The following is a 19,762-nucleotide window of genomic DNA, read 5'->3' on the forward strand; positions in this document are numbered from 1 at the left end:
CCAGGCTATTCGGTGACGCCCTGCGGATCTTTCCTTCGCGAAGGGAGGCCGAGCGTGTCGGCCTGGCGAAGGGCGCCAACGATGGCCGATGTCGCTCAAGTGGGTTATGCGCGTCGGAAAAATCGTCAAGAATGGCCGTATGTCGAACCCGACGACTCCGCCCCCCTCTTCGTCGACACCTCCGCCTTCGTCGACACCTCCACCCGCAGCGTCGTCGCCAACACCCTCGCCGGCCACGCCACCAACCCCGTGGTGGAAGAACAGTGTTGTTCTCGGGGTAGCGGGACTGGTCGGGGCCGTTGCTGCCGTACTCGCGCTCTTTCGCGACACAGTCGACTTCAAGATCGGATCTGCGACAAATTCGCCAACCACGTCGATCGCATCCACCGCGAATCCGGCACCTGGTATTGGCGTTGGCAACAACAACTATGGATGGGGGCCGATGCGGGAGATGTACACCAAAAATGAACCCTCCCCTACCGCAGTCTTCAATAGCCTTGCTGACAATAAGCAGATGGGCGACGAACGAAATTATGTGCACTGCCGTGTGGCGGATAGCAAGAACATGTACGCGGATGAGGTCGCGATCAGTGGCGATGTTGAAATTTCAGTTATGGTATTGATTGACAATTCCAGTTCGCTCCCTGACCAGGCCATAAGGGGTGCTCGGATGGACTTGCTGGTCGAATCCAAGCCAGTCTTCAATCCCGTATTGAATGTCACACTCTCCGCAGACAATGCCATCACAGTATGGAATGGATGCAAAATCCTTTCGACAAAACCTACCACCCTTTCGTATGTTCCGGGAAGCGCGCATCTCGCTGTTTATGAGCATCCGCTAATAAAAGTAGAAGACCGGGTAGTGCGCGGAGATAAACTACTGCCGGGCGTGCGGGGGAATGCCGACGGAGTAATCGGAGGCAACAGCCAGACCTACGGGTGGATTGAATTTCGCGTGGCGGCATTTGGGAGGGGCTAGCGGGTCCTTCTCGGGGGTCGTCGGCGCGGGTTACGTCATCGAGAAGGCTGTCGAGACCGCGGGGGCGCGGAATCTAGGCTTCAGTCCCAGGAATTTCGCTCATTGAGAGCGAGGGCCAGGCTGGTTGCGACCATCACCGCGAGAACTGCGTTCTCTGGCGTGTAGTGCTCGGGATGCGCACGGTGGACGCTGACGTGACGGGACAGCGGCGCCGGGCGTGGCTTACCGCTCTTTGGGCTCCACTCAGTCAGCAGGTTCACCACCGGCGCAACCCCCAACGTGTACCGCAGCGTGTTCGTTGCGAAGGCCTCGGCCAGATTCTTGACGACGCACTGATTCTTGGCCTTTCCGTGCGATTCGTTGATGTGTTCAGTGATCAATGTGTCGCAGATATTGACGGCGAGCGCTTGCGCCGACTCGAGGTGTCCCTGCTCGAGGGTTTCGATGGCCCGTTCGAGCAGCACCTTCTGGGCGGCTACCTTGGGATGCACTCGACGATCGAGGGCTTCACGGCAATCGTCCACGATGTCCGCGGTGCGGGCGACCAGTATTTCGACGCGGCCGACGCGATCATCCGCCTCAGCCAGATCAGCAACTATCTCTGCTCGAGGGATGTACGCGATCGGGATTCCATCGTCCTCGACGATCTCGCGGGCAAGCTCGAAATCTAGTGCGTCGTCCTCGGGCCAGTTGCTCGGATACCGCTTGGCCAGGCTGCGTAGGAGATCGCTGACGGCCGGCGTGACGATGGACTCGGGCAACCCGATGCTTGGAAAGTAATCCACAAACAGGCGTGAGGTGTTCATGACCGGGGCAAGGTCCATACGCAGCTTCGACAAGGTCGATGTGTAGGTGTCGAAGTCAGCGGTGCGCAGGTGGTTCAGCTCAAAAAACTGCCGACCGAGGTCAATAGTGGGGAGCACGCTGGTGTACGTGCTCATCGCGGTAGTCATCGGAGGAAGGCGCAACTGGTCGAATAGTGGTGGTGGCGTGAACATCCGCATACGCTCGTCGTGCGCCTTGAGAATAGCCGCGAGCGAACCGTTCTGCTGCACCGTGCGCCAAGCCGCGGCGGCTATCGTGCGGAACGCGCGGTCTTGGGCCTTGGACATGGATGGACAGTACATGATCGTCTATCCCATACCTCATCTGATTTTCAGGCGGCATGACCATGGTTGGTTGCCGTCACCGTGACAAAGCACTCTAAATTCCGCGAAGAGCTTGAGTGCGAGTGCGAGAATCGGCGCCGTGGCGACCGTGACAGCCAAGTCGTGGTCACAAGCGTGTTCAAGATCGTCCCCCACGACTCCAATGCTTGGCGCCCCGGCTCGACCCGCTCCTTGCCTGGATTCAACCGCATCCCGGATCACATCCAATACAACAACGCAATCGTTCCGAGGTCAACCCCTTCACATCGAGCCTTGTGAACACAGATTCATCGTTCGAATTAACGACTAACGACATATATCGCCTTCACGCCGTGATCCGAGTATTGAAATGCAACCTTGGTTCCATCAGCACTGACAACTGGGTCGAAACAATCGCCGCATTACTTTTGGCAGCAGTGAATGACTTGGGTCGGCCCGCCCGGTTCCGCACCGCAGACAGCCCTCGCGCCGTCTTGGGAGACATGGCCCAAGCGCCCAAACATGTACAGGCCCCTGGAATTCAGCTCGCCACCGAGGTGGCGATGCGGATACTTGACCGATGAGCTTTGACCTCCTGCTGTTGGCGGTGCCCCTCTCCATCGCCTTCTGGAGCGCGTACCGGTATCCACGAGTTGTTCGACGCAGCGAGGTGGGCAGGGCGAGCCGCGACGAAAGCCGAGGTAAGGTGAATCCGCGTGCGGGCCTTCCGGTCCCGCACGAGATCAGAACTGGTCACCCCGAGAACTACTACCGTCCTCGCCCTCCGACGATCTATGACCGTCGTTATCCATGGTGACCGAGGGGAGCGCTGGCCGAGGTTCCTCCGCTTAACAGCGTTGTCACTATCGCCAAGTTGGGCGTTGTGAGAAAGGGACAGCACAGCACGGATCTGGGATGCGCGCACCCATCATCAGGTCGGGCGACCCCTCACCGGCCACACTGACTGGGTGGTTTCGGTGGCGTTCAGCCCCGACGGGGGCCAGCTCGCCACTGGCAGCAAAGACAGCACGGTGCGGATTTGGGATCTCAGTACCCATTGGCAGGTCGGAGGGCCCTACCGCGAACACACAGGCAGCGTGAATTCGGTGGCGTTCAGCCCTGATGGCAGCCAGCTGGCGACCGGCAGCAATGACCGCACTGCGCGGATTTGGAGGGTGGCCGGGCCCGCGTAGCGCCTGGGCCGACTGCCCGCAGTTCACGTCTGTGCCCGGCGACGTCGGTGCTGCGGTGACGTAATCAGTGACGGCCGGTTTGTGCCGCGCCGCCGACACGCAGCCTCGCACTGTGCTTGGTCTGCGCCCCGGGCAAGCGTGGCCGTGGCTTCCTACATGGTCAGTTCGGTGTACGTGCGCCCGATACCGTCGGGGATGGAAATGGTGGCACGCCAACCGAGTTCGCTTGCGGCCACAGTCGAGTCGAGTGCGCCGTGCAACCACTCACCCTCGCGGGCCGGAGCGAATTCAGGGGAGAGATCAGTACCGGCGGCTGCGTTGACCGCGTCGAGCAGTTCGAGCACGGAAGTGCCTGTACCAGAGCCGATATTGAACACTGCTGTGGTGCCGGTGTAGCTGCCTGCGGCCACGAACGCGTCGACAATGTCAGCGATGTACAAATAGTCGCGAGTCTGTTTGCCGTCACCGAAAACCGTGGGTGCCTTACCAGCGGCGGCGAGACCGCAGAAGATCGCGACTACACCTGCCTCACCGTGCGGGTCCTGGCGCGGTCCGAACACATTGCCCAGACGCAGGGCGATGTGGCGGCCGCCGTACAGCCGGTTGTGCAGAGTCAAGTACTGCTCAGCGCAGTACTTCGAAATCCCATACGGTGCTTGGGTTTGCGGAAGCACCGTTTCCGGCGTCGGCATCTGCACGCCGTCGCCGTACATCGCGCCGCCGGTGGAAGCCATGATGACGCGGGCGCCGACGGCGGTGGCCGCGGCCACGACGTTGAGGGTGCCGTTGATGTTGACGAGCGCGTCGCGGTGGGGGTCGGCGACCGAGTACCGGACGCTGATCTGCGCTGCGAGGTGGTAGATCACCTCGGGGCGCGCTTGTTCGATGATCGCGGTGACCGCGGCGGTATCGACGACGTCGACCGTGTGCAGCGTGACCTGGTCTGGGATGCGTGTTCGGTCGCCGCTGGAGAGGTCGTCGATGACGGTGACGGTGTGCCCGTCCGCGACCAGCCGATCGAGCAGGTGGGATCCGATGAATCCGGCACCGCCGGTGATGAGTGCGCGCATGGCTGGAGACCCTATCTGATGAGTGAGAGCACGTTGGTGGTGGTTTCGGGTAGGTCACGGGCGCAACGGAATCCGAGGTCTGGTCCGGAGTAGTCGGGGCTGCACGCGATACGTTCGCTGGTGCGGGTTTGCCATCGGAACGACTTCCAACCGCCGCCGCGCACCGTGATGTGACCGTGGTCGGCGACGGCGTGATAGCTGGGGTCGTAGCGGCGGTGGCGGTCGTAGAGCAGATACGACGACGCGGTCCATTCGGAGACGTTGCCCGCCATGTCCACCAGCCCGAAAGGGGAACTTCCGTCGGTGAATGCTCCGACTTCGGTGGTAGCGGGGGCGGGCCCGTGCTCGGCGTAGTGAGTTCGCCACCACGCTTTCCAAGTGGCCAGATCGTGGATCGGTTGGCCTGCCCAGTGTTCGGCGGTATTGGCGCGGGCGCTGTCCCAGCTCGGGCCCCACGGCCACGGCCGCCACTGGGGGCCGTGGGCGGCGTACTCCCATTCGGCTTCGCTGGGCAGTCGTTTGCCTGCCCAGATGGCGTAAGTAGTGGCGTCGGTGTGGTCCAGGTGCACCACCGGGTGGTGTGGTCGGTCGGTGACCGCGTCGAGGTCGGGGCGGGGGTGGCGCCAGGAGATGCCGTCCATGGTGGTCCAGTAGTCGGGCCCGTAGACCAGGGCGTAGCCGCGTCGCTCGGCGGCGCTCACATGCCCGGTCATCGTCACGAATTCCGCGAACATGCTGTTGGTGACCGGTGTCCGGTCGATCTCGAACGCGGGCAGTGTGATGGTGTGCTGCGGTGTTTCGTCCTCGAACCAGGTCCGAGGGTAGTGCTGGGAGGCGGCGACGGTGTCCAGGTGCGATTCGGGTGACCCGACCGCCACCTGGGCGGCCGGGATCGCGATCATCTCGGGCACGTTCACCCGCCCACCAACGCCGGGATGATCTGGAGCTCGTGATCTCCGGCAGGAATCGGGGTGTCGAGGTCCAGGATGTGAGTGTTGTTGAGGCACACGATTGTCCACGGTGCGAGTCGCTCACCGTCGAAGATGCGTTCACCGAATATCGGGTGCTGACCCACCAGCCAGGTCAGGGCTTGCCCGATGGTGGTGGCCTGGGTGCTCAGTTCGGACAGGTCTGCTCCGACCAGTGTGGGCCAGCTCGGTGGCAAGACGAATCGGACGGTCATGACGGCACCGCCACGGTGCGCATCCACGCCAGCGTCGCGGCGACGCCGACGTCCAACGGGGTTTCGGGTTGCCAGTCCAGAAGTTTGCGGGCACGGGTGGTGTCTGGTCGGCGCACCGTGACCACGTCGCTGCGACCCGCGACGATATCGAGGGAGCCTGAGCCGGCCTGGTCGATGATCAGCTGGGCGAGATCGCGGATCGTGATCTCGTGTTCGGAGCCGAGGTTGATCGGCCCGAATTCGGTGCTGTCGAGCATCGCGAGCAGCCCGGTCACGAAATCACCGACCCAGACCAGGGATCGGGTTTGGGTGCCGCCTCCCTGGAGTTGGAGCGTCTCACCGGCCAGGGCCGCGGCGCAGAACGCAGCGACCACCCGGCCGTCGTCGGGCCACATGAATGGTCCGTAGACATTGAACGGGCGCACGATCCCGACATCAGCGCCCATCCGGTGGTAGGCCGCGGCGGCGGCTTCGGTGGCGCGTTTGCCTTCGGTGTAGGCCGAGTGTGCTCCGATCGGGTCTGCGTTGCCCCGGTAGTCCTCGGTCTGCGGATGGACCAACGGGTCACCGTAGATCTCCGAGGACGAGGCCACGATGGCTCGGATCCCGGCGCGGTGCGCGCATTCGAGGACGTTCATCGTCCCGACGGTGGCGGTGCGCAGGGTTGCCAGTGGCATCGCGGTGTTCGCCTTGGGCGAGGCCGGGCAGGCAAGATGGACGAGGTGGGTTGCCCCGGTGATCGCGGCGAAGCTGACCGGTGCGTTGACATCACTGACGCGCAGGCTGAATCGGGGGTTTTCCAGCAGGTCGGTGACGTTGTCCCTGCGGCCGGTCGAAAGGTTGTCGATCGCGGTGACCTGGTCACCACGGTCGAGCAGGGCGCGGCACAGATGAGAACCGATGAACCCGGCGCCGCCGGTGACGATGACGTGAGATGCGTTGGTGGACAATGAATCCTCCTGAATCGGGTGGAACTGCGGATGTCGGAATCGGTGTGGTTCAGAGGTGTTCGATGTTCGGTGCGGTCGGGAGCGCCCCGCACGCGTCGAACACGTAGTTGGCGGTACTGATCAGCTTCAGGTCCAGGCCGGTATGCCCGACCAGGACCGCGACCCCGGACGCGGTGTTCACGATGTCGGCGGTGACACGGGGCAGCACCTGGAGTCCCTCGGGGATGGTCGGGTCCACGATCACGACCTCGGCGCCGTAGCGGCGCAGCGCCCGGATCACTTCGAGGGCGCACGATTCGCGCAGATCCGCGACATCACGCTTGTAGGTGACCCCGACGGCGACGATCCGGGCGGACTCGATCGCGACACCACGGCGATCCAGGCCACTCACGATGCGATCCGCGACGTAGGTCGGCATCGAGTCGTTGATCCGGGAGGCAGTTTCGATCAGCACCGCTGGAGTCCCGGAAAGGGTGCGGATCTGCCAGCTCAGATATCGGGTGTCCACCGGCAGGCAGTGCCCACCGGCGCCGACACCGGGATGAAAGCGCATGAACCCAAAGGGTTTGGTCTCGGCCAAGGCCAATGCCTGGCGTACATCGGCACCCAACGCCCGCGCATGCTGGGCGAGCTCGTTGACCAGCGACACGTTGACCAACCGGAAGACGTTCTCGAAGAGCTTGGCCAGCTCCGCAGTCCGGATATCTGGTGCTACAACGACTTCGGCAACCAGTGCGCGCCAGAACTCGGCGATCACGGTTGTGGAGGCGTCGTCGATGCCGGCGACGATCTTCGGGACGGCGCGCAGTCCTGCCAAGCCCATGCCGGGGTCGATCCGCTCGGGTGAGTACCCCAGGTGGAAATCGACCCCTGCTCGCAGCCCTGAGCACTCCAGGATCGGCTGCACGATGTCTTGTGTGGTGCCTGGGTAGGTGGATGACTCGAGCACCACCGTGCATCCCGGTTCAAGATGGGCCGCAACATGTTTGGCTGCCGCCTCGACCAGCGTCAAGTCCGGGTCGCCATCGCGATCGAGGGGGGTCGGCACGGTGATCAGCACGATGTCGAATCCGGCCAACGCGTTCGGGTCCGCGGTGGGAAGCAGCCGACCCGACCCGAGCGCGTCGGCCAGGTCAGAGTCGGTGACATCGACGATGTAGGACTTCCCGGCCTGGAGTTGCATGATGCGGTCCGGGTCGGTGTCGATGGCAACGACGTCATGTCCGGCGGCGACGGCGAGTAGTGCCACCGGCACACCGACATACCCGCAGCCCAGCACAGCGACCCGCCTTGGTACGAGTGGTTTCATGTCACGACCTCCACCGCAAGCAGGCAAACGCCTCGGCATAGGAGAACCCGCTCTGCGCACCTCGCACGGCGGCCAGCCCCCGCAACGCGTCTTCGGAGCGGGTATGGGGATGCTCACGCCACTGGCTGCCGTGCAACTTCAACGCGGCGATCTTGCGATCGAGATCATCGGCGGTCAGTTCGACGAAGAAGTTGCGCGAGGCCGCAGCCACCGTGGCGCCGCTCCAACCATCGGCGGGCTCTTCGTAGGCCAGCACCAGCGGTGGCTGCCAGCGACTCGCGTCCGGGCCTGGGCGTAGCGCGGTCAGCGTCGCCCGCGCGATCGCGGCGTGATCCTGGTTGTAGCTGGTGATCTCGGGTGAGAGGACCACTGTTGGGCGCAGCACCGACAACGCCATTTGGTGGGTGGGTCGCCCTTCGAGCAGGTCGACTATCTCCGTTTGTGCCATGGTGTCCAGTCGCAGCGTCGCGCCTTGGCCGACCAGACCTGGTTGCCAGGCGTCGAGGGGGAAGAACTCCGCGACCCGCGTGATCTCGGCCAACCGTTGCGCGGTACTCGAATGTCCCGCTTTCGAGTATTCGATCAGATCGTCGACCACCGCATACAGCACATGAACCTGTCCGCCCTCACGTTTGATCCGGCTGATCAGCCCACCGCAGCCGATGACCTCGTCGTCGGGATGGGGTGCGATCACCAATGCTCGCTGGGCTCCCCAATCGATCCGCACAGCGTTCACCGCGAGGACGGCTTCATCGGCACCACACACAGCGAGGTCATAATCGGCTCCTGGGATCGATGGCTGGTCGCCGTGTGAACGTGGCGACTTCCTCAACCGTGACTGCGCGCGGAACCCGTGGGAATGACCGATCGCGCATACGGTATGCATCGTCCGCATACCGCCAGCGCCAGTGGGCGAGCGCCGATAAACTTCCCCTGATCGGGCTCATCGACAACCATCAGGTAGGACCGCATGGACACCGCGTCGACCGGGCAGCACCGTATCGGTGCGGGACGTGGCGCTCCGGATTCTGACCAGTGCCCCTTGGTGGCACCTGGATTCTGGGATGCCGTACCCATCCGGGCCGCGCTGAGCAACCGGCACATGGGGAAGGTGATCGCCGCCTATCGCGCTCATCCGGCCCACCCTCGCCCGATATCGCAGGCTCAGATGGGACGTTGGGTCGGGATCACCCAAGGTCAGCTCAGCCGCATCGAGAACGGCCCACCGATCAAGTATCTGGACAGGCTTGTCCAGTGGGCAACCCTGCTCACAATCCCGGCGGATCTGCTCTGGTTCCAGTTGCCTGGTCAGGCCCCTCGCGCAGTACCAGCGGCTATCCCGGCGACGGCACCTGCGGCAGGGCCGTTCCGGCTGGTACGTATCACCGACGCGTCCGGTGACGAGGATCCCGACCTCGCCGCCGTGCGCGCGTTCCGCTCCGCCGACCAGTCATTGGGCGGTGGACACCTCTACACCGCGGTCATCGACTACCTGCACACCGATATCGCGCCCCGACTGTTCGGGGGAGACCAGCGAGGCGACGCCCGCTCGTTGTTCACCGCCGCCGCCGGCCTCACCGAAATGGCCGGGTGGATGGCTCATGATGCCGGACACGACCGCCAAGCCGACCAGCACTTCCGCCGCGCCCTGGACCTCGCAGTCGTCGGCCGAGACCACCATCTCCACGTCCACGTCCTGGCCAGCCTCAGCCACCTGTCCCTGCATCGACGCAAACCCGACGCAGCCCTGGGCTATGCCCACGACGCCGAGATGGCACTGTCGCGGGCTGGCCGCAATCCCGAACTCACCGCCCGCATCTATGCCCTGCAAGCCCGTGCACACGCCGCTCAACACCAACCCGGACACGCCCACCGTCTACTCGATCAGGCCGCTCGCACTCTCGAGGCCCCCGCCGAACCGGTCGCCTCACCGTGGGCAAGTCACTTCGACCAAGCTTCACTGGCCAGCGACGCCGCCCGATGTCTGCGCACCGTCGGCGACCTGCCCGCCGCGGCCCGAAATGCCCACCGCATCATCGGCCTACGCCCTGTTGGTACCCGCTCACACGCCTTCGCGCAGCTGAGTCTTGCAGCGATCCTCACCGCTCAAGGCCACCCTGATCACGCGTGCGTCGTCGCGACGAAAGTCCTCGACAGCATCTCCACCATGAACTCCCACCAGCTCACACTCCAACTCCACGGCCTTGACCACCAACTGCGGCCCTACCTCACCAACCGCATGGTGGGACAATTCGTAGACCGACTCACCGCGGTGATCCACGAAAGGGCCTCGATGCATCGAACGGCGGCGATCACATGAACCGCGCCGACCCGCTCTACCAGCGCGATCCCGATGCCTGGCGCGCTCACCTCGCCGAAGGCAATGCCAAACAACCACGCAAGCGAGTCGGTGCCGATGCCCTCATCCACGACTCCGACGGTCGAATCCTGCTGGTCAACCCCAACTACAAGCCGGACTGGGACCTTCCTGGCGGGATGTCGGACGCCAACGAACCACCCGATGCCACCGTGCGGCGCGAGCTCGCCGAAGAACTCGGCCTGGATCGTTCCGCCACACCACTGTCGTTGCTTTGCATCGACTGGGTAGCACCCCACGGCCCATGGGACGACTCCCTCATGCTCATCTTCGACGCTGGAACTCTCAGTCCCGCAACAATTTCGACGCTTCACATCGCCGACGGCGAACTCGAGGACTTCGGCTTCTTCACACCAGACCAAGCCCGCCAACGTCTTCGCCCCTACATTTGGCAGCGGCTCCAGGCTGCACTGCACGCCCGCACCACCGGACACACCGCCTACCTTCACGACGGCAATTCCACATCTGGTCGGTGAACAGGGCACCGTAGAAGGCTTGTGGCCGGGGTGACCGCGCTGCCGGGTCCGCGCGATACAGTTGTGCGCTCGCGACCTGGAAACTACGGGCTCAGCCATCCCTGATCTGCGCGCCACGCCGCTGTCTGCACGGCGCGGGGACTAGCCAATCCGGTGTACGGCCAGCCCCTCCACAGTGCGGCCCATCAGCGATTCCACACGAGCACTGGGGTCTCACACTCACGGGCGGTCTATGCCGGTTCGCCATCGCGGACAGGCCCGTTGCGCTGCACTGTCTTTTAGCGGCATTTTCAACAGCATCGCGGAATCACCAAGATGGGCAGTGCGAGAACTTGCTGGTTAGGATGAAGTGCGGGTCGGCAACCTTATTCCCCCCCAAGGATTGTCACCCGAATCAGCGGCATGCCGCGCCCTCGCGGGTCGGTCGGCGCCGTTGATATCGATGCCGTCGGGCTCACTCCCCCCTTCGCCCGGCGGCATCGGTCACTTCGGCGTCCGATGGCATCGCCGATGGGTGCACTCCCCTCCGAAGCCGATCCGCAGAAGGCGACGAGCTCGACTGCGGGTGCTGTCAATGCCCTCGCGCCCGCCGACTGCGATCATCGCATCGGCGCCGACATGCGACGCCCGCCTAGCCGCGGCCGAGCCTGCTAGACCGCAACACTCCGGGCTTCATCGACCGGAGTGCTGCCGTCGGCGTTCGCCGACCTAGTCCAGCATGTACTGACCCCCCTCCACGCCAGTACACATACGGACCGAGTGGCGTGTACTGATGTACACGAAGCGACTGTGTCATGCACGCTGGTACATGTCAATGGCCGTCTATTGTACTGTGGTGTAAACGGCCGTATTTCGCAGGAGGGGGAACAGTGGACGGGCGACAGCACGAAAACCCCGAGAGCCCAACCGATTTGGCCGCGAAGATCAATCGGTTGTTCGAGGTGATGCGCAAGCCCTCGGTGCCGCCGCTGTCCAATGCCGCTGCCGCGGCTGCGATCACGGAGGCGACCGGGGTGTCGATCAGCCCCGCGTATCTGTGGCAACTTCGGTCGGGGATGAAGTCCAATCCGACGGTGCAGCATCTGCGCGCGATCGCGCAGTTCTTCGGAGTGTCCGCGTCGTATCTGCTCGATGCCGAGTCCGACGAGTCGACCGAGGCTCAGCTGAATTTGCTGCAAGCGATGAAAGATTCCGGTGTACGCGGCCTGGCGTTGCGGGCATCGGGTCTCACGCCTCGCACGTTGGACAGCATCGCCGCTATCGTTGATCGTGCGCGCGAGATCGAGAATCTGCCTCCGATCGAGTCGCAGGATCGCTGATCTGGGGTGGACGTATCGGTGGGGACTACGGGGTCATGAAGAATTCGACGAAGCGGATCGACAAGCTGGTTACCCAGCTCCCGATTCCCCGGCCGTGGAACCGAACGACGTTCGTCGACAACGTCGCCACGCTGCGCGGGCGGCCCATCACCCTGATCTCGACTGCCGACCTCGAACTGCCGGTGACGCCCGACAGCGCGTGCGGCATCTGGCTGATGCGCGACAGCGAGGACGTGATCATCTACGAGGCCGCGACCTCGGAATATCACATCGATCAGATCGTCTGCCACGAGCTCGGTCACATGCTGCTCGATCACGACCGCGCAGCAGGCACTGCCGAGAACGCCCGAGCCCCTGATCCGTTGCTCCGCTCAGCTTTTCCAGACCTCGACCCGGCGACGGTGCGAGCGGTACTGGGGCGCTCGGACTACGGTGACCGCCTCGAGCGCGAAGCGGAGACCTTCGCCACCCTGGTCATGGTCGCGGCAACAGCCGACCACCCCAGCCAGGGTCTACGCAATGTTCTTTTCAGGCAGCAATGACCTCGGCAGTATCGGCAACGATCGCATGGCCGATCATCGTCGCGATGACGCTGGTGGTGGGTGCGCGTTGGAACTGGTTCGCCAGCAGCACGGCCGAACGGTACCTGAACACGACCCTCACCATCATTCTCGCGACCCAACTGCTGCGTGAACGCGCAGTACAGCACGCGATCGCCGAGCACACGCCGCTGAGTGTGACCGCGATTCAGCAACTGACGCTGTGCACAATCGTCTGCTCCATCGCACCGTTCCTCTGCGTGGTCGGCATGTTGTCGGGCTGGAATACCAAACATGCACGACAACAATGTCTTCGGTATGCGTTCGTCGCTGTCGCGTTGTCGGCCCTCATGCTCATCGCCGGTACACGAGCACGACGCGCCCACATGCCCATCGAAATAACCGGCGGTTGGGACGGGGTACTGGTGTGGGTGGGTTTCTCGGTGCTGCCGACCTACCTGGCCTATGTGATGGTCAGCCGGTGCCACACCGAATACCGGCAGCCCGGCGTGATCCGCAGCGAGAAACTTGTTCTCGCGGGCATCGCGGCAGCCGGAGCAACCATCGGAGTCACCACCGCTATCGCGCTGGTGCTCGCGGTCCTTCAGGAACTACACCTTCTCGATTCCGTCGAGTACCGGATGCAAACCCATCCGCGGAACTTCTTCTGGATCGCCGCCGCCATAGTGGCCGTGTCAGCCGCTCCGCCACTACGGTCAGCGACGCGATGGCTCGGCTACGACACGACAAGCAGGCAGTGGCGCCAGCTACGATCACTATGGCAAGCGATGGTGTCACTGTTCCCCGACAGTCGACTTCCACTTGGCCCGCGCCCGTCGCAGCGACGGATCACTACCTTGCAGCTACACCGTGCGACAGTCGAAATACGAGACGCCATGCTCGGGCTGCGTTCCTTCGCTCACGACGTAGAACCCGACATGTTCGCGACTTTCACTGCGCGAGAGCACATTCCCAGATCCGAATGGGACACAGCCACCCTCGCACTGCAGTTGGCGAGGGCCGCCCACGATCGCCTCGAGGGGATCGCACCGCGTGCCGAGACCGCAACGCCGCTACCTACCTCGACCTCAGCGAACCTCGCAGACGAGGTATCAGAGTTGTTGCGACTGGCCAAGTGGTGGTCGCCTGCCCATCGGTTCGTCGCCGCCGACCGGTCCGCTTCGCACCGACCAGCCGAATCACCAACCCAGAAGACGTAGGGACACAACATGATCGAGACGACCACCGCTACGGGGCTATCGGCGAAGCTGCCGCATCCCCGATTTCGGCTACCGCTGCTCGGCGACATCCTGACCACCGATTTCGCAAAGCCGTGCCAACGGCTGGCCGAGCAAGCGCGGGAGTTGGGGCCGGTCTTCGAACAGAAGCTGTTCGGTTACCCCGCGATCATCGTCACCGGAGTCGAGGCCGTCGAGGAAGTCAACGACGAGTCGCGGTGGGAAAAGCACGTCGGGCACGCGCTGATCAAACTGCGACCACTGGCGGGCGACGGATTGTTCACCGCCTACAACTCCGAGCCGAATTGGGCCAAGGCACACACCATTCTCGCCCCAGCCTTCACCAAGTCGGCGATGGCCAACTACCACGGCTCGATCATCGAGACCGTTCGGGAGTTGACCGATGTCTGGTCCGCGACACCGCAGTGGATCGACGTGCCGGCGACGACGAACAAGCTGACGTTCGAAATCATTGCGCGCGCAGGGTTCTCGCATTCCTTCGGTTCGCTGGCCGATTCGAACAGCGGTTCCTTCGTCGAAGCGATGGTGCGTGAGCTCGCCTACGCCAACCGTCGCACCGACGTCCTTCCCTTGTTCGACAAAGTCTTCCGACGCGACGACCGCGAGCGACACCTGGCCGACCTGACGCATGCGCACGCTGTCGTCGACGACATCATCGAGGCCCGCAAAGGCCATCCCCATCGTGAGTATCGCGACATCCTCGATCTCATGCTCGACAGCGTCGACCCAGAAACCGGGGAACGTCTCGACACGGTCAACATCCGAAACCAGATCCTCACCTTCCTCATCGCGGGCAGTGAGACCTCCGCCAACACCATCGCTTTCGCTCTGCACTACCTCTCGACCCGCCCCGACATCGCCGCGACCGTCCGCGTCGAACTCGATGAGCGTTGGCCCACAGCGGAATTCCCGGACATCCGCTACGACGACGTGGCCAAGCTGCGTAGTCTGCGCCGCGTCATCGACGAAACTCTGCGGCTGTGGCCAACCGGGCCCGGATACTTCCGCCGGGCCAAGCAAGACACCACGCTAGGCGGCCGCTATCGATTCGCTAAGAAGGACTGGGTACTGGTGCTACTCCTCGCCGCCCATCGAGACCCCGCCTGGGGCCCCGATGCCGATCAGTTCAATCCCGACCGGTTCCTGCCGGACAACCTTCGCGGCCTACCGCCCCGCGTCTACAAGCCTTTCGGTACTGGCCCCCGTGCCTGCATCGGGCGCCAGTTCGCGTACCACGAAATAGCGGTCACCCTCGCGGTGCTTCTGCACCAGTTCGACCTGGAATCCGACCCCGGCTATGACCTCGATGTCCGCGAAACTCTCACCCTCAAGCCTGCAGGGCTCCGGCTGCGCGCACATAGCCGCCGCTAGGCATCGCCTGAGCAGCAGCGGCCCGCCTAGACGCGACCGCTCATCCAAGTCCCGCATTGTCTTGACAACAATCGACGGACCCACAGCGAGATGATCCGGGCACGACTACTCCGTCAAGGATCGACGGGCCACAGCTTCAGGATTCCCGGGCCGGACCCAACCGAGTGCGAGATACTGCAACAGTCAACCAACCCTGGCCCGATGTCTGTCGGCAGCGCATACCCGCAGAACCCGGGGTACATCACCTCGTCGACCAACCTATAAGAGGAGCATCGTGGGTCTGTTCGACGGCGCGCAGCGCGCAAAGGCTGACCGAGACGCAAAACAACAACAGGAAGCTTCCGCTGCCAAGAAGTCCGGGGAAGAGCGGGCTTCACTCATGGCGGCCGAACATGCTCTTCTGCAAGAGTTCGTCGCTGAAATGACACGATTGAGAATTGCTCCAGCCAGTCACAGAGATACGCACTACCCCGACTACGGCGGCACTAGTTCGATAGTGGTCAAACGGAAACGTATCACCGGGTGGAGCCTGTCGAGCTGCCAAGGGTGTACTGGTGACCGTAGTCCCGCGCTGTCATCGTACGGGCGAGGGTGCGGCGTTGTGGTCGGCACTGACGGATTGCTCTATCAGCTGACAGCTCAGCCGGAAGGAATGTTCAGCAAGCCTGTGCCCACTCAGCACCCGCGAGAGAATCTTGAGAAGACGCTAACAATCGTGCTCTCCCGGTACCTATAGCTATTGCGTCGCAACCGGTTGCTCATCGGAACTATGTCAAGCTGACCCCTGCATATGACCACTTAGGCGATTCTCCGATCTCGCCACGAGCTCGGCCGGCAGACATGCGTGACACGTTCATCGGCGCTCCACCAGAGCTCTAGCATTCGCGGCCACCCGCACGAACGATTCGGCTGGATCGCTGTCTGCGATCGCTTGTTCGAACTCGCTGACGGTTCCAGGCCAGGCATTGGTGATCGTGCCGTCAGCGCGCTTCCACCACGTCCTCGCCGCACCATCGCACCAGACAGTTCGGGCGAGAGCACGATCCAACCGATCGATGTAGCTCGCCATCGCCCGCTCGATCACCTCCACCGGCGCACCCCAGTCTGCACTGAGGGCCAGACAGCGCATGATGTACCGGGCCTGGTGTTGCTTGACCGAGGGATTGCTGTTCGACGGAGTGAACGAGTGCGGCCCAGCGATCATGTAGAGATTCGGAAAGCTGGGCACCGCAAGTCCGTAGAAGGCGGTCGGTCGCCCATCTCGCCGCCACCGGTCGTGCAGGTCCACCCCGCCGCGGCCACGGATCCGCATCCCGGCAAGAAATTCCGGCGCGCGGAACCCGGTGGCCCACACGATGACATCCGCGCGGCGCTCGGTGCCGTCGACAGTGCGGATCCCGTCCGGGCCGAGCCGGTCGATGCGGTCGGTCACCAGCTCGACGTGTGGCTGGGACAGCGCCGGATAATATCCGCTGTCGAGCAGGATCCGTTTCTCCCCGATCCGGTAGTTCGGTGTGAGCTTCGCGCGCAGCTCACGATCTCGCACCTGCCACCGAAGGTGGGCCCGCGCAACGAGTTCGGCAGGTCCCGCCGACCACCCCGCGCGCATGATCGGCGCGAGAACCAGATCAGCGGCGTGGTAGAGCCCCGCCCGGTAAAGGTCGTGCAGACCGGGCACATGTGTGAGTGCTCTTCGTGACAGCGGTCCGAACGACGCGCCAGGCTTGGGCAGTACCCAGGACGGGGAACGCTGATACACGGTGACACCGGCCGCAACGCGGGCCAGCTCGGGAATCATCTGTGCCGACGAGGAACCGGTCCCGACGACGGCGATCTGCCCGCTCAGGTCGGCGGTGTGATCCCACCGTGCGGAGTGGAACGCAGGGCCGCCGAAGGTCTGCGTTCCACGCACCCGAGGAATCGCGGGTCGATGCAGTTGGCCGAGCGCCCACACGACCGCGTCCGTGTAAATGATCTCGCCGGTGGCGGTGCTCAACGCCCAAGTGCGGTCAGTGTCGGAGTAATCCGCGCTCACCACGGAGACGTTGCACCGTAGGTGCGAGCGCAACCCGTTGCGGTCGGCGACCTCTCGCATGTAGGTCAAGATCGCCTGCTGGCCCGGGTAACGCACATGGGCGTCTCGGTAGGGGTCGAACGCGAAACTGTACAGGTGGGCGGGCACATCGCAGGAACAGCCCGGGTAGGTGTTCTCCCGCCATACCCCGCCGACCTCTGGTCCTTCCTCGAGGACCAGAAAATTCTCCACGCCAGCTTGTTTCAGTTCTGCGGCCATGGTGAGCCCACCGAATCCCGCGCCGACCACGACCACACTGTGCTTGATCATGGGTTCGGTCATGGCTTCGCCTCGTCGCTGGCCGAGGTGATGGTTGGGGTGCTCGGCCAACCTGCCCATTCTTGCCACCACCGCAAGTAGTCCGGGGCGGCCATCGGCGCGTCGAAAACGTCCAGGGCGATGTCGAACCCGGCGGCCAACTCCCCCAGGTGTGCTCCCAGGTGCTCACGATGGTGGTGCAGATCGCGGTGAACGCGTTGTGCTACTCGGGGTGGCATCCGACCATTCGCGGCGAACCAGGTACCACGGCACAGGATTCGTTCCAGCGCGTAAACAGCGGTAGCGGATTCGAGCAGGCCACGGGCTATATCGTCTTCGGCCGTCGTCGATGCCTGCCACAACGCGGTCGCCGCGAGTCGTTCACTGGTCGCCGCGGCGAGTTCGATGGCGGCGGTGTCGCGATCGATCGTGATCCCCGCGACGGCGATGTCATCGCGGCGCCACCCGGCTGCTATGCCCTTTTCCCGATCGCCCAGCATCCGCACGTACCAAGGCAAAATCCGGGGCGTGCGCGGCAGCGCCAAGGCAGCAAAATCACGGAAGGTGAGTTGTCCGGCTTGTTTCCACAGCAGCTGCGACTCACCCTCGGCGGTGATAGTTCCTTCGGTGTTGCCGATCCAGTCCTGAATCCAGTTGGTACGCAGTGATCCCTGCGCGCCGCTGCGTTGCCGACAGGTCAGTAGCACCTCGTGCGCGGTGTAGGCCAGCAGCGGTTTGACCAGCATCGACCACACGCCCACGACCGGATCTCCGGTCGGTGCGGTCGCTGCGATGTCCTGCACGCGGCGCCCGAGCACGCTGGTGGCGTAGGTCGCCGCGAGCGCGGAGACCAGGTCGCGGCGGACCATGCCCCGATCAGCCATCAATGTCCGTCCACCAGGGCGGCGTTGCAGTGCGTAGTTGACCGTCACGGCCAACCCTGCTCGCGCACCGGCTGCGGCCGCGCCTGCCAGATCCAGTCGCCCCTGCCCTAATGTCGCGATCGCCCGGTGGAACCGTGCGCGCACCGGCACCGTCGACTCGAACCCGTCAGCGCCTATCTGAGCCCATGTCCCACCGAGCAACCCATCAGCGGGTACGAACAGCTGGTCAAACAGGATGAGCGCGTGATCCATTGGCGCCCAACCTTTGTCAGGCAGTGCAAGCACACTCAGCCCAGGTTGGAGGCCTTGCTGTGTGCGCACCCTGGTCAGGAGCGGCAGGACACCTTCGTCTCGACCGTCGACGATGACGCGGGCGGTGATCACTCCGATTTTGGGGGTGGTGGTGTCGGCGATGTTGGGCATGAACTTCCAGCTCGCCGGGTCGGGCGAGTCGAGCCAGAACCCACCTCGGGTGCTGTCCCAGGTGGCGATGGTCTGCTGGTCGGCACCGTTGGTGCCACCGAGTTCGGTCAACAGCAGCACTCCGACCGCGGCGCCGGTATCGAGTTCGGTGAGCAGTTCACGCTGGTAGGCAGAGCTGTTGCCTAACGCGGTGACCGCCCCTATCGACAAGTCGAGGTGGCCGGTCAGGACCGGCAGCAAATGTGGGGCGAAGACCGCCGCCCATTCACACACGATCCCGTGCAGCCGGGGATCGTTGGCGATCGCGACGGCCGACCCACCTAGTGCTGCGATCGTTGCGCGGAGCAGGTCTGGTGCCATGCTCGCTTCGGTCGGGTAGGTCAGACCTGTGCTGGGTCGGTCACCGAGTCCGGCGATCACGGCACGCACTCGGTGATGCAGGAAGGTTTCGGTACCGAGAATCGCGGTGCGCAACGAGTCGACGGTCGGGTCGGAGGGCATCGGCAGGCGGCTCCCGTGGGGGTGGGCGAGAATTGGCAGTCCATCTACAGTGGTCATCGCAAGGTTCTCCAAATGTCTGTATCTGCTCTGTGGGCGGTGGCGACCGCGGCACTGAGGTCTGGTTTGTGTGGCTCCCTGTGCTCGTGCGGAGACACCCGATCCGGTATCCGGGGAAGTGCGCCCTGTGGAAAAGGGCGCGACCCAGCTGTTGTTCGGGAGCAGAGTGGTCCTCATCGACCGCATTGCTCTGTGTCCCCTGGCCGGCGGTCCACGCGGTGCCGTCGACGGGGTCCGGCGGCCAGGCGTGGGGCGCGGTGTCGGCGGTCGCGGTATCGAGGGCAGCCACGGTGGATTGGGCCAGTTCGTGCGGTGGTCTCGTTCGTGGCTTTCGGAAGCAGCCGAACGGTGATCACCTGCCACCGCAGTCGGGAGGTGACTCAGATCGGTGCGCACGCGGTATGTCCTTGCCG

18 protein-coding genes are annotated in these 19,762 nt (G+C 63.9%); 9 read left to right on the forward strand and 9 right to left on the reverse strand.

Annotation, left to right across the window (positions count from 1 at the left end):
* Nucleotides 1–81 precede the first annotated feature (81 nt).
* Nucleotides 82–468, forward strand: a complete 387-nt coding sequence (locus tag NS1_RS40445) for a hypothetical protein (RefSeq protein WP_143876016.1) — start codon at nucleotides 82–84, stop codon at nucleotides 466–468.
* A gap of 46 nt (nucleotides 469–514) precedes the next feature.
* Nucleotides 515–979 carry a hypothetical protein gene (locus NS1_RS40450; RefSeq protein WP_143876015.1) on the forward strand — a complete coding sequence of 155 codons (465 nt, stop codon included), beginning with the start codon at nucleotides 515–517 and terminating at the stop codon, nucleotides 977–979.
* A gap of 80 nt (nucleotides 980–1,059) precedes the next feature.
* On the opposite strand, the gene NS1_RS31370 is transcribed toward NS1_RS40450, so the two are convergent.
* The gene (locus NS1_RS31370) at nucleotides 1,060–2,091 is read right to left on the reverse strand and encodes a hypothetical protein (RefSeq protein ID WP_062990351.1); all 1,032 of its coding nucleotides are present in this window, start codon (nucleotides 2,089–2,091) and stop codon (nucleotides 1,060–1,062) included.
* 923 nt (nucleotides 2,092–3,014) lie between these two features.
* Here NS1_RS31370 and NS1_RS42550 point away from each other — a divergent pair.
* The gene (locus NS1_RS42550; RefSeq protein WP_101465726.1) at nucleotides 3,015–3,299 is read left to right on the forward strand and encodes a WD40 repeat domain-containing protein; all 285 of its coding nucleotides are present in this window, start codon (nucleotides 3,015–3,017) and stop codon (nucleotides 3,297–3,299) included.
* Between the two features lie 152 nt (nucleotides 3,300–3,451).
* Here NS1_RS42550 and NS1_RS31375 read toward each other — a convergent pair whose 3' ends face one another.
* From NS1_RS31375 to NS1_RS31400, 6 genes are read right to left on the reverse strand one after another with little or no spacing between them, the layout of a single operon-like run.
* Nucleotides 3,452–4,369, reverse strand: coding sequence for an NAD-dependent epimerase/dehydratase family protein (locus NS1_RS31375; RefSeq protein WP_062990353.1), 918 nt, complete (start codon nucleotides 4,367–4,369; stop codon nucleotides 3,452–3,454).
* An 11-nt stretch (nucleotides 4,370–4,380) separates the two neighbouring features.
* Nucleotides 4,381–5,286, reverse strand: coding sequence for a formylglycine-generating enzyme family protein (locus NS1_RS31380; protein ID WP_062990355.1), 906 nt, complete (start codon nucleotides 5,284–5,286; stop codon nucleotides 4,381–4,383).
* On the reverse strand, nucleotides 5,283–5,552 hold the full coding sequence (locus NS1_RS31385; protein WP_157125492.1) for a MoaD/ThiS family protein: 270 nt from the start codon (nucleotides 5,550–5,552) through the stop codon (nucleotides 5,283–5,285). Before NS1_RS31385 ends, NS1_RS31380 begins: the two co-directional genes overlap by 4 nt.
* Nucleotides 5,549–6,502, reverse strand: a complete 954-nt coding sequence (locus tag NS1_RS31390) for an NAD-dependent epimerase/dehydratase family protein (RefSeq protein ID WP_218019991.1) — start codon at nucleotides 6,500–6,502, stop codon at nucleotides 5,549–5,551. The genes NS1_RS31385 and NS1_RS31390 overlap by 4 nt, the downstream gene beginning before the upstream one ends.
* 49 nt (nucleotides 6,503–6,551) lie before the next feature.
* Entirely contained in the window at nucleotides 6,552–7,811 is a 1,260-nt protein-coding gene (locus NS1_RS31395; RefSeq protein ID WP_062990359.1) for a nucleotide sugar dehydrogenase, read from the reverse strand.
* Nucleotide 7,812: 1 nt separating this feature from the next.
* The gene (locus NS1_RS31400; protein WP_062990361.1) at nucleotides 7,813–8,577 is read right to left on the reverse strand and encodes a PIG-L deacetylase family protein; all 765 of its coding nucleotides are present in this window, start codon (nucleotides 8,575–8,577) and stop codon (nucleotides 7,813–7,815) included.
* Between the two features lie 204 nt (nucleotides 8,578–8,781).
* On the opposite strand from NS1_RS31400, the gene NS1_RS31405 reads away from it, so the two are divergent.
* From NS1_RS31405 to NS1_RS31430, 6 genes are all read left to right on the forward strand, one after another.
* Nucleotides 8,782–10,131, forward strand: a complete 1,350-nt coding sequence (locus NS1_RS31405) for an NsdA family TPR-like regulatory protein (protein ID WP_062990363.1) — start codon at nucleotides 8,782–8,784, stop codon at nucleotides 10,129–10,131.
* Nucleotides 10,128–10,664, forward strand: coding sequence for an NUDIX domain-containing protein (locus tag NS1_RS31410; RefSeq protein ID WP_062990365.1), 537 nt, complete (start codon nucleotides 10,128–10,130; stop codon nucleotides 10,662–10,664). The genes NS1_RS31405 and NS1_RS31410 overlap by 4 nt, the downstream gene beginning before the upstream one ends.
* A 944-nt stretch (nucleotides 10,665–11,608) precedes the next feature.
* On the forward strand, nucleotides 11,609–11,983 hold the full coding sequence (locus NS1_RS31415; RefSeq protein WP_245915102.1) for a helix-turn-helix domain-containing protein: 375 nt from the start codon (nucleotides 11,609–11,611) through the stop codon (nucleotides 11,981–11,983).
* 35 nt (nucleotides 11,984–12,018) lie between these two features.
* The gene (locus NS1_RS31420; protein WP_062990369.1) at nucleotides 12,019–12,525 is read left to right on the forward strand and encodes a hypothetical protein; all 507 of its coding nucleotides are present in this window, start codon (nucleotides 12,019–12,021) and stop codon (nucleotides 12,523–12,525) included.
* Nucleotides 12,522–13,742, forward strand: coding sequence for an MAB_1171c family putative transporter (locus NS1_RS31425; protein WP_062990371.1), 1,221 nt, complete (start codon nucleotides 12,522–12,524; stop codon nucleotides 13,740–13,742). The genes NS1_RS31420 and NS1_RS31425 overlap by 4 nt, the downstream gene beginning before the upstream one ends.
* A gap of 9 nt (nucleotides 13,743–13,751) precedes the next feature.
* Nucleotides 13,752–15,152 carry a cytochrome P450 gene (locus NS1_RS31430; RefSeq protein ID WP_084504682.1) on the forward strand — a complete coding sequence of 467 codons (1,401 nt, stop codon included), beginning with the start codon at nucleotides 13,752–13,754 and terminating at the stop codon, nucleotides 15,150–15,152.
* An 853-nt stretch (nucleotides 15,153–16,005) separates the two neighbouring features.
* Here the strand turns inward: NS1_RS31430 and NS1_RS31435 are convergent.
* Together NS1_RS31435 and NS1_RS31440 are read right to left on the reverse strand one after the other, a co-directional pair.
* A complete protein-coding gene (locus NS1_RS31435) occupies nucleotides 16,006–17,508 on the reverse strand; it encodes a flavin-containing monooxygenase (RefSeq protein ID WP_062990443.1) in 1,503 nt (500 codons plus the stop codon).
* Entirely contained in the window at nucleotides 17,505–19,349 is a 1,845-nt protein-coding gene (locus NS1_RS31440) for an acyl-CoA dehydrogenase family protein (protein ID WP_169812858.1), read from the reverse strand. The genes NS1_RS31435 and NS1_RS31440 overlap by 4 nt, the downstream gene beginning before the upstream one ends.
* Nucleotides 19,350–19,762: the final 413 nt, after the last annotated feature.

The organism is Nocardia salmonicida NBRC 13393 (genome assembly GCF_001613085.1).
Classification (GTDB): Bacteria; Actinomycetota; Actinomycetes; order Mycobacteriales; family Mycobacteriaceae; genus Nocardia; species Nocardia salmonicida.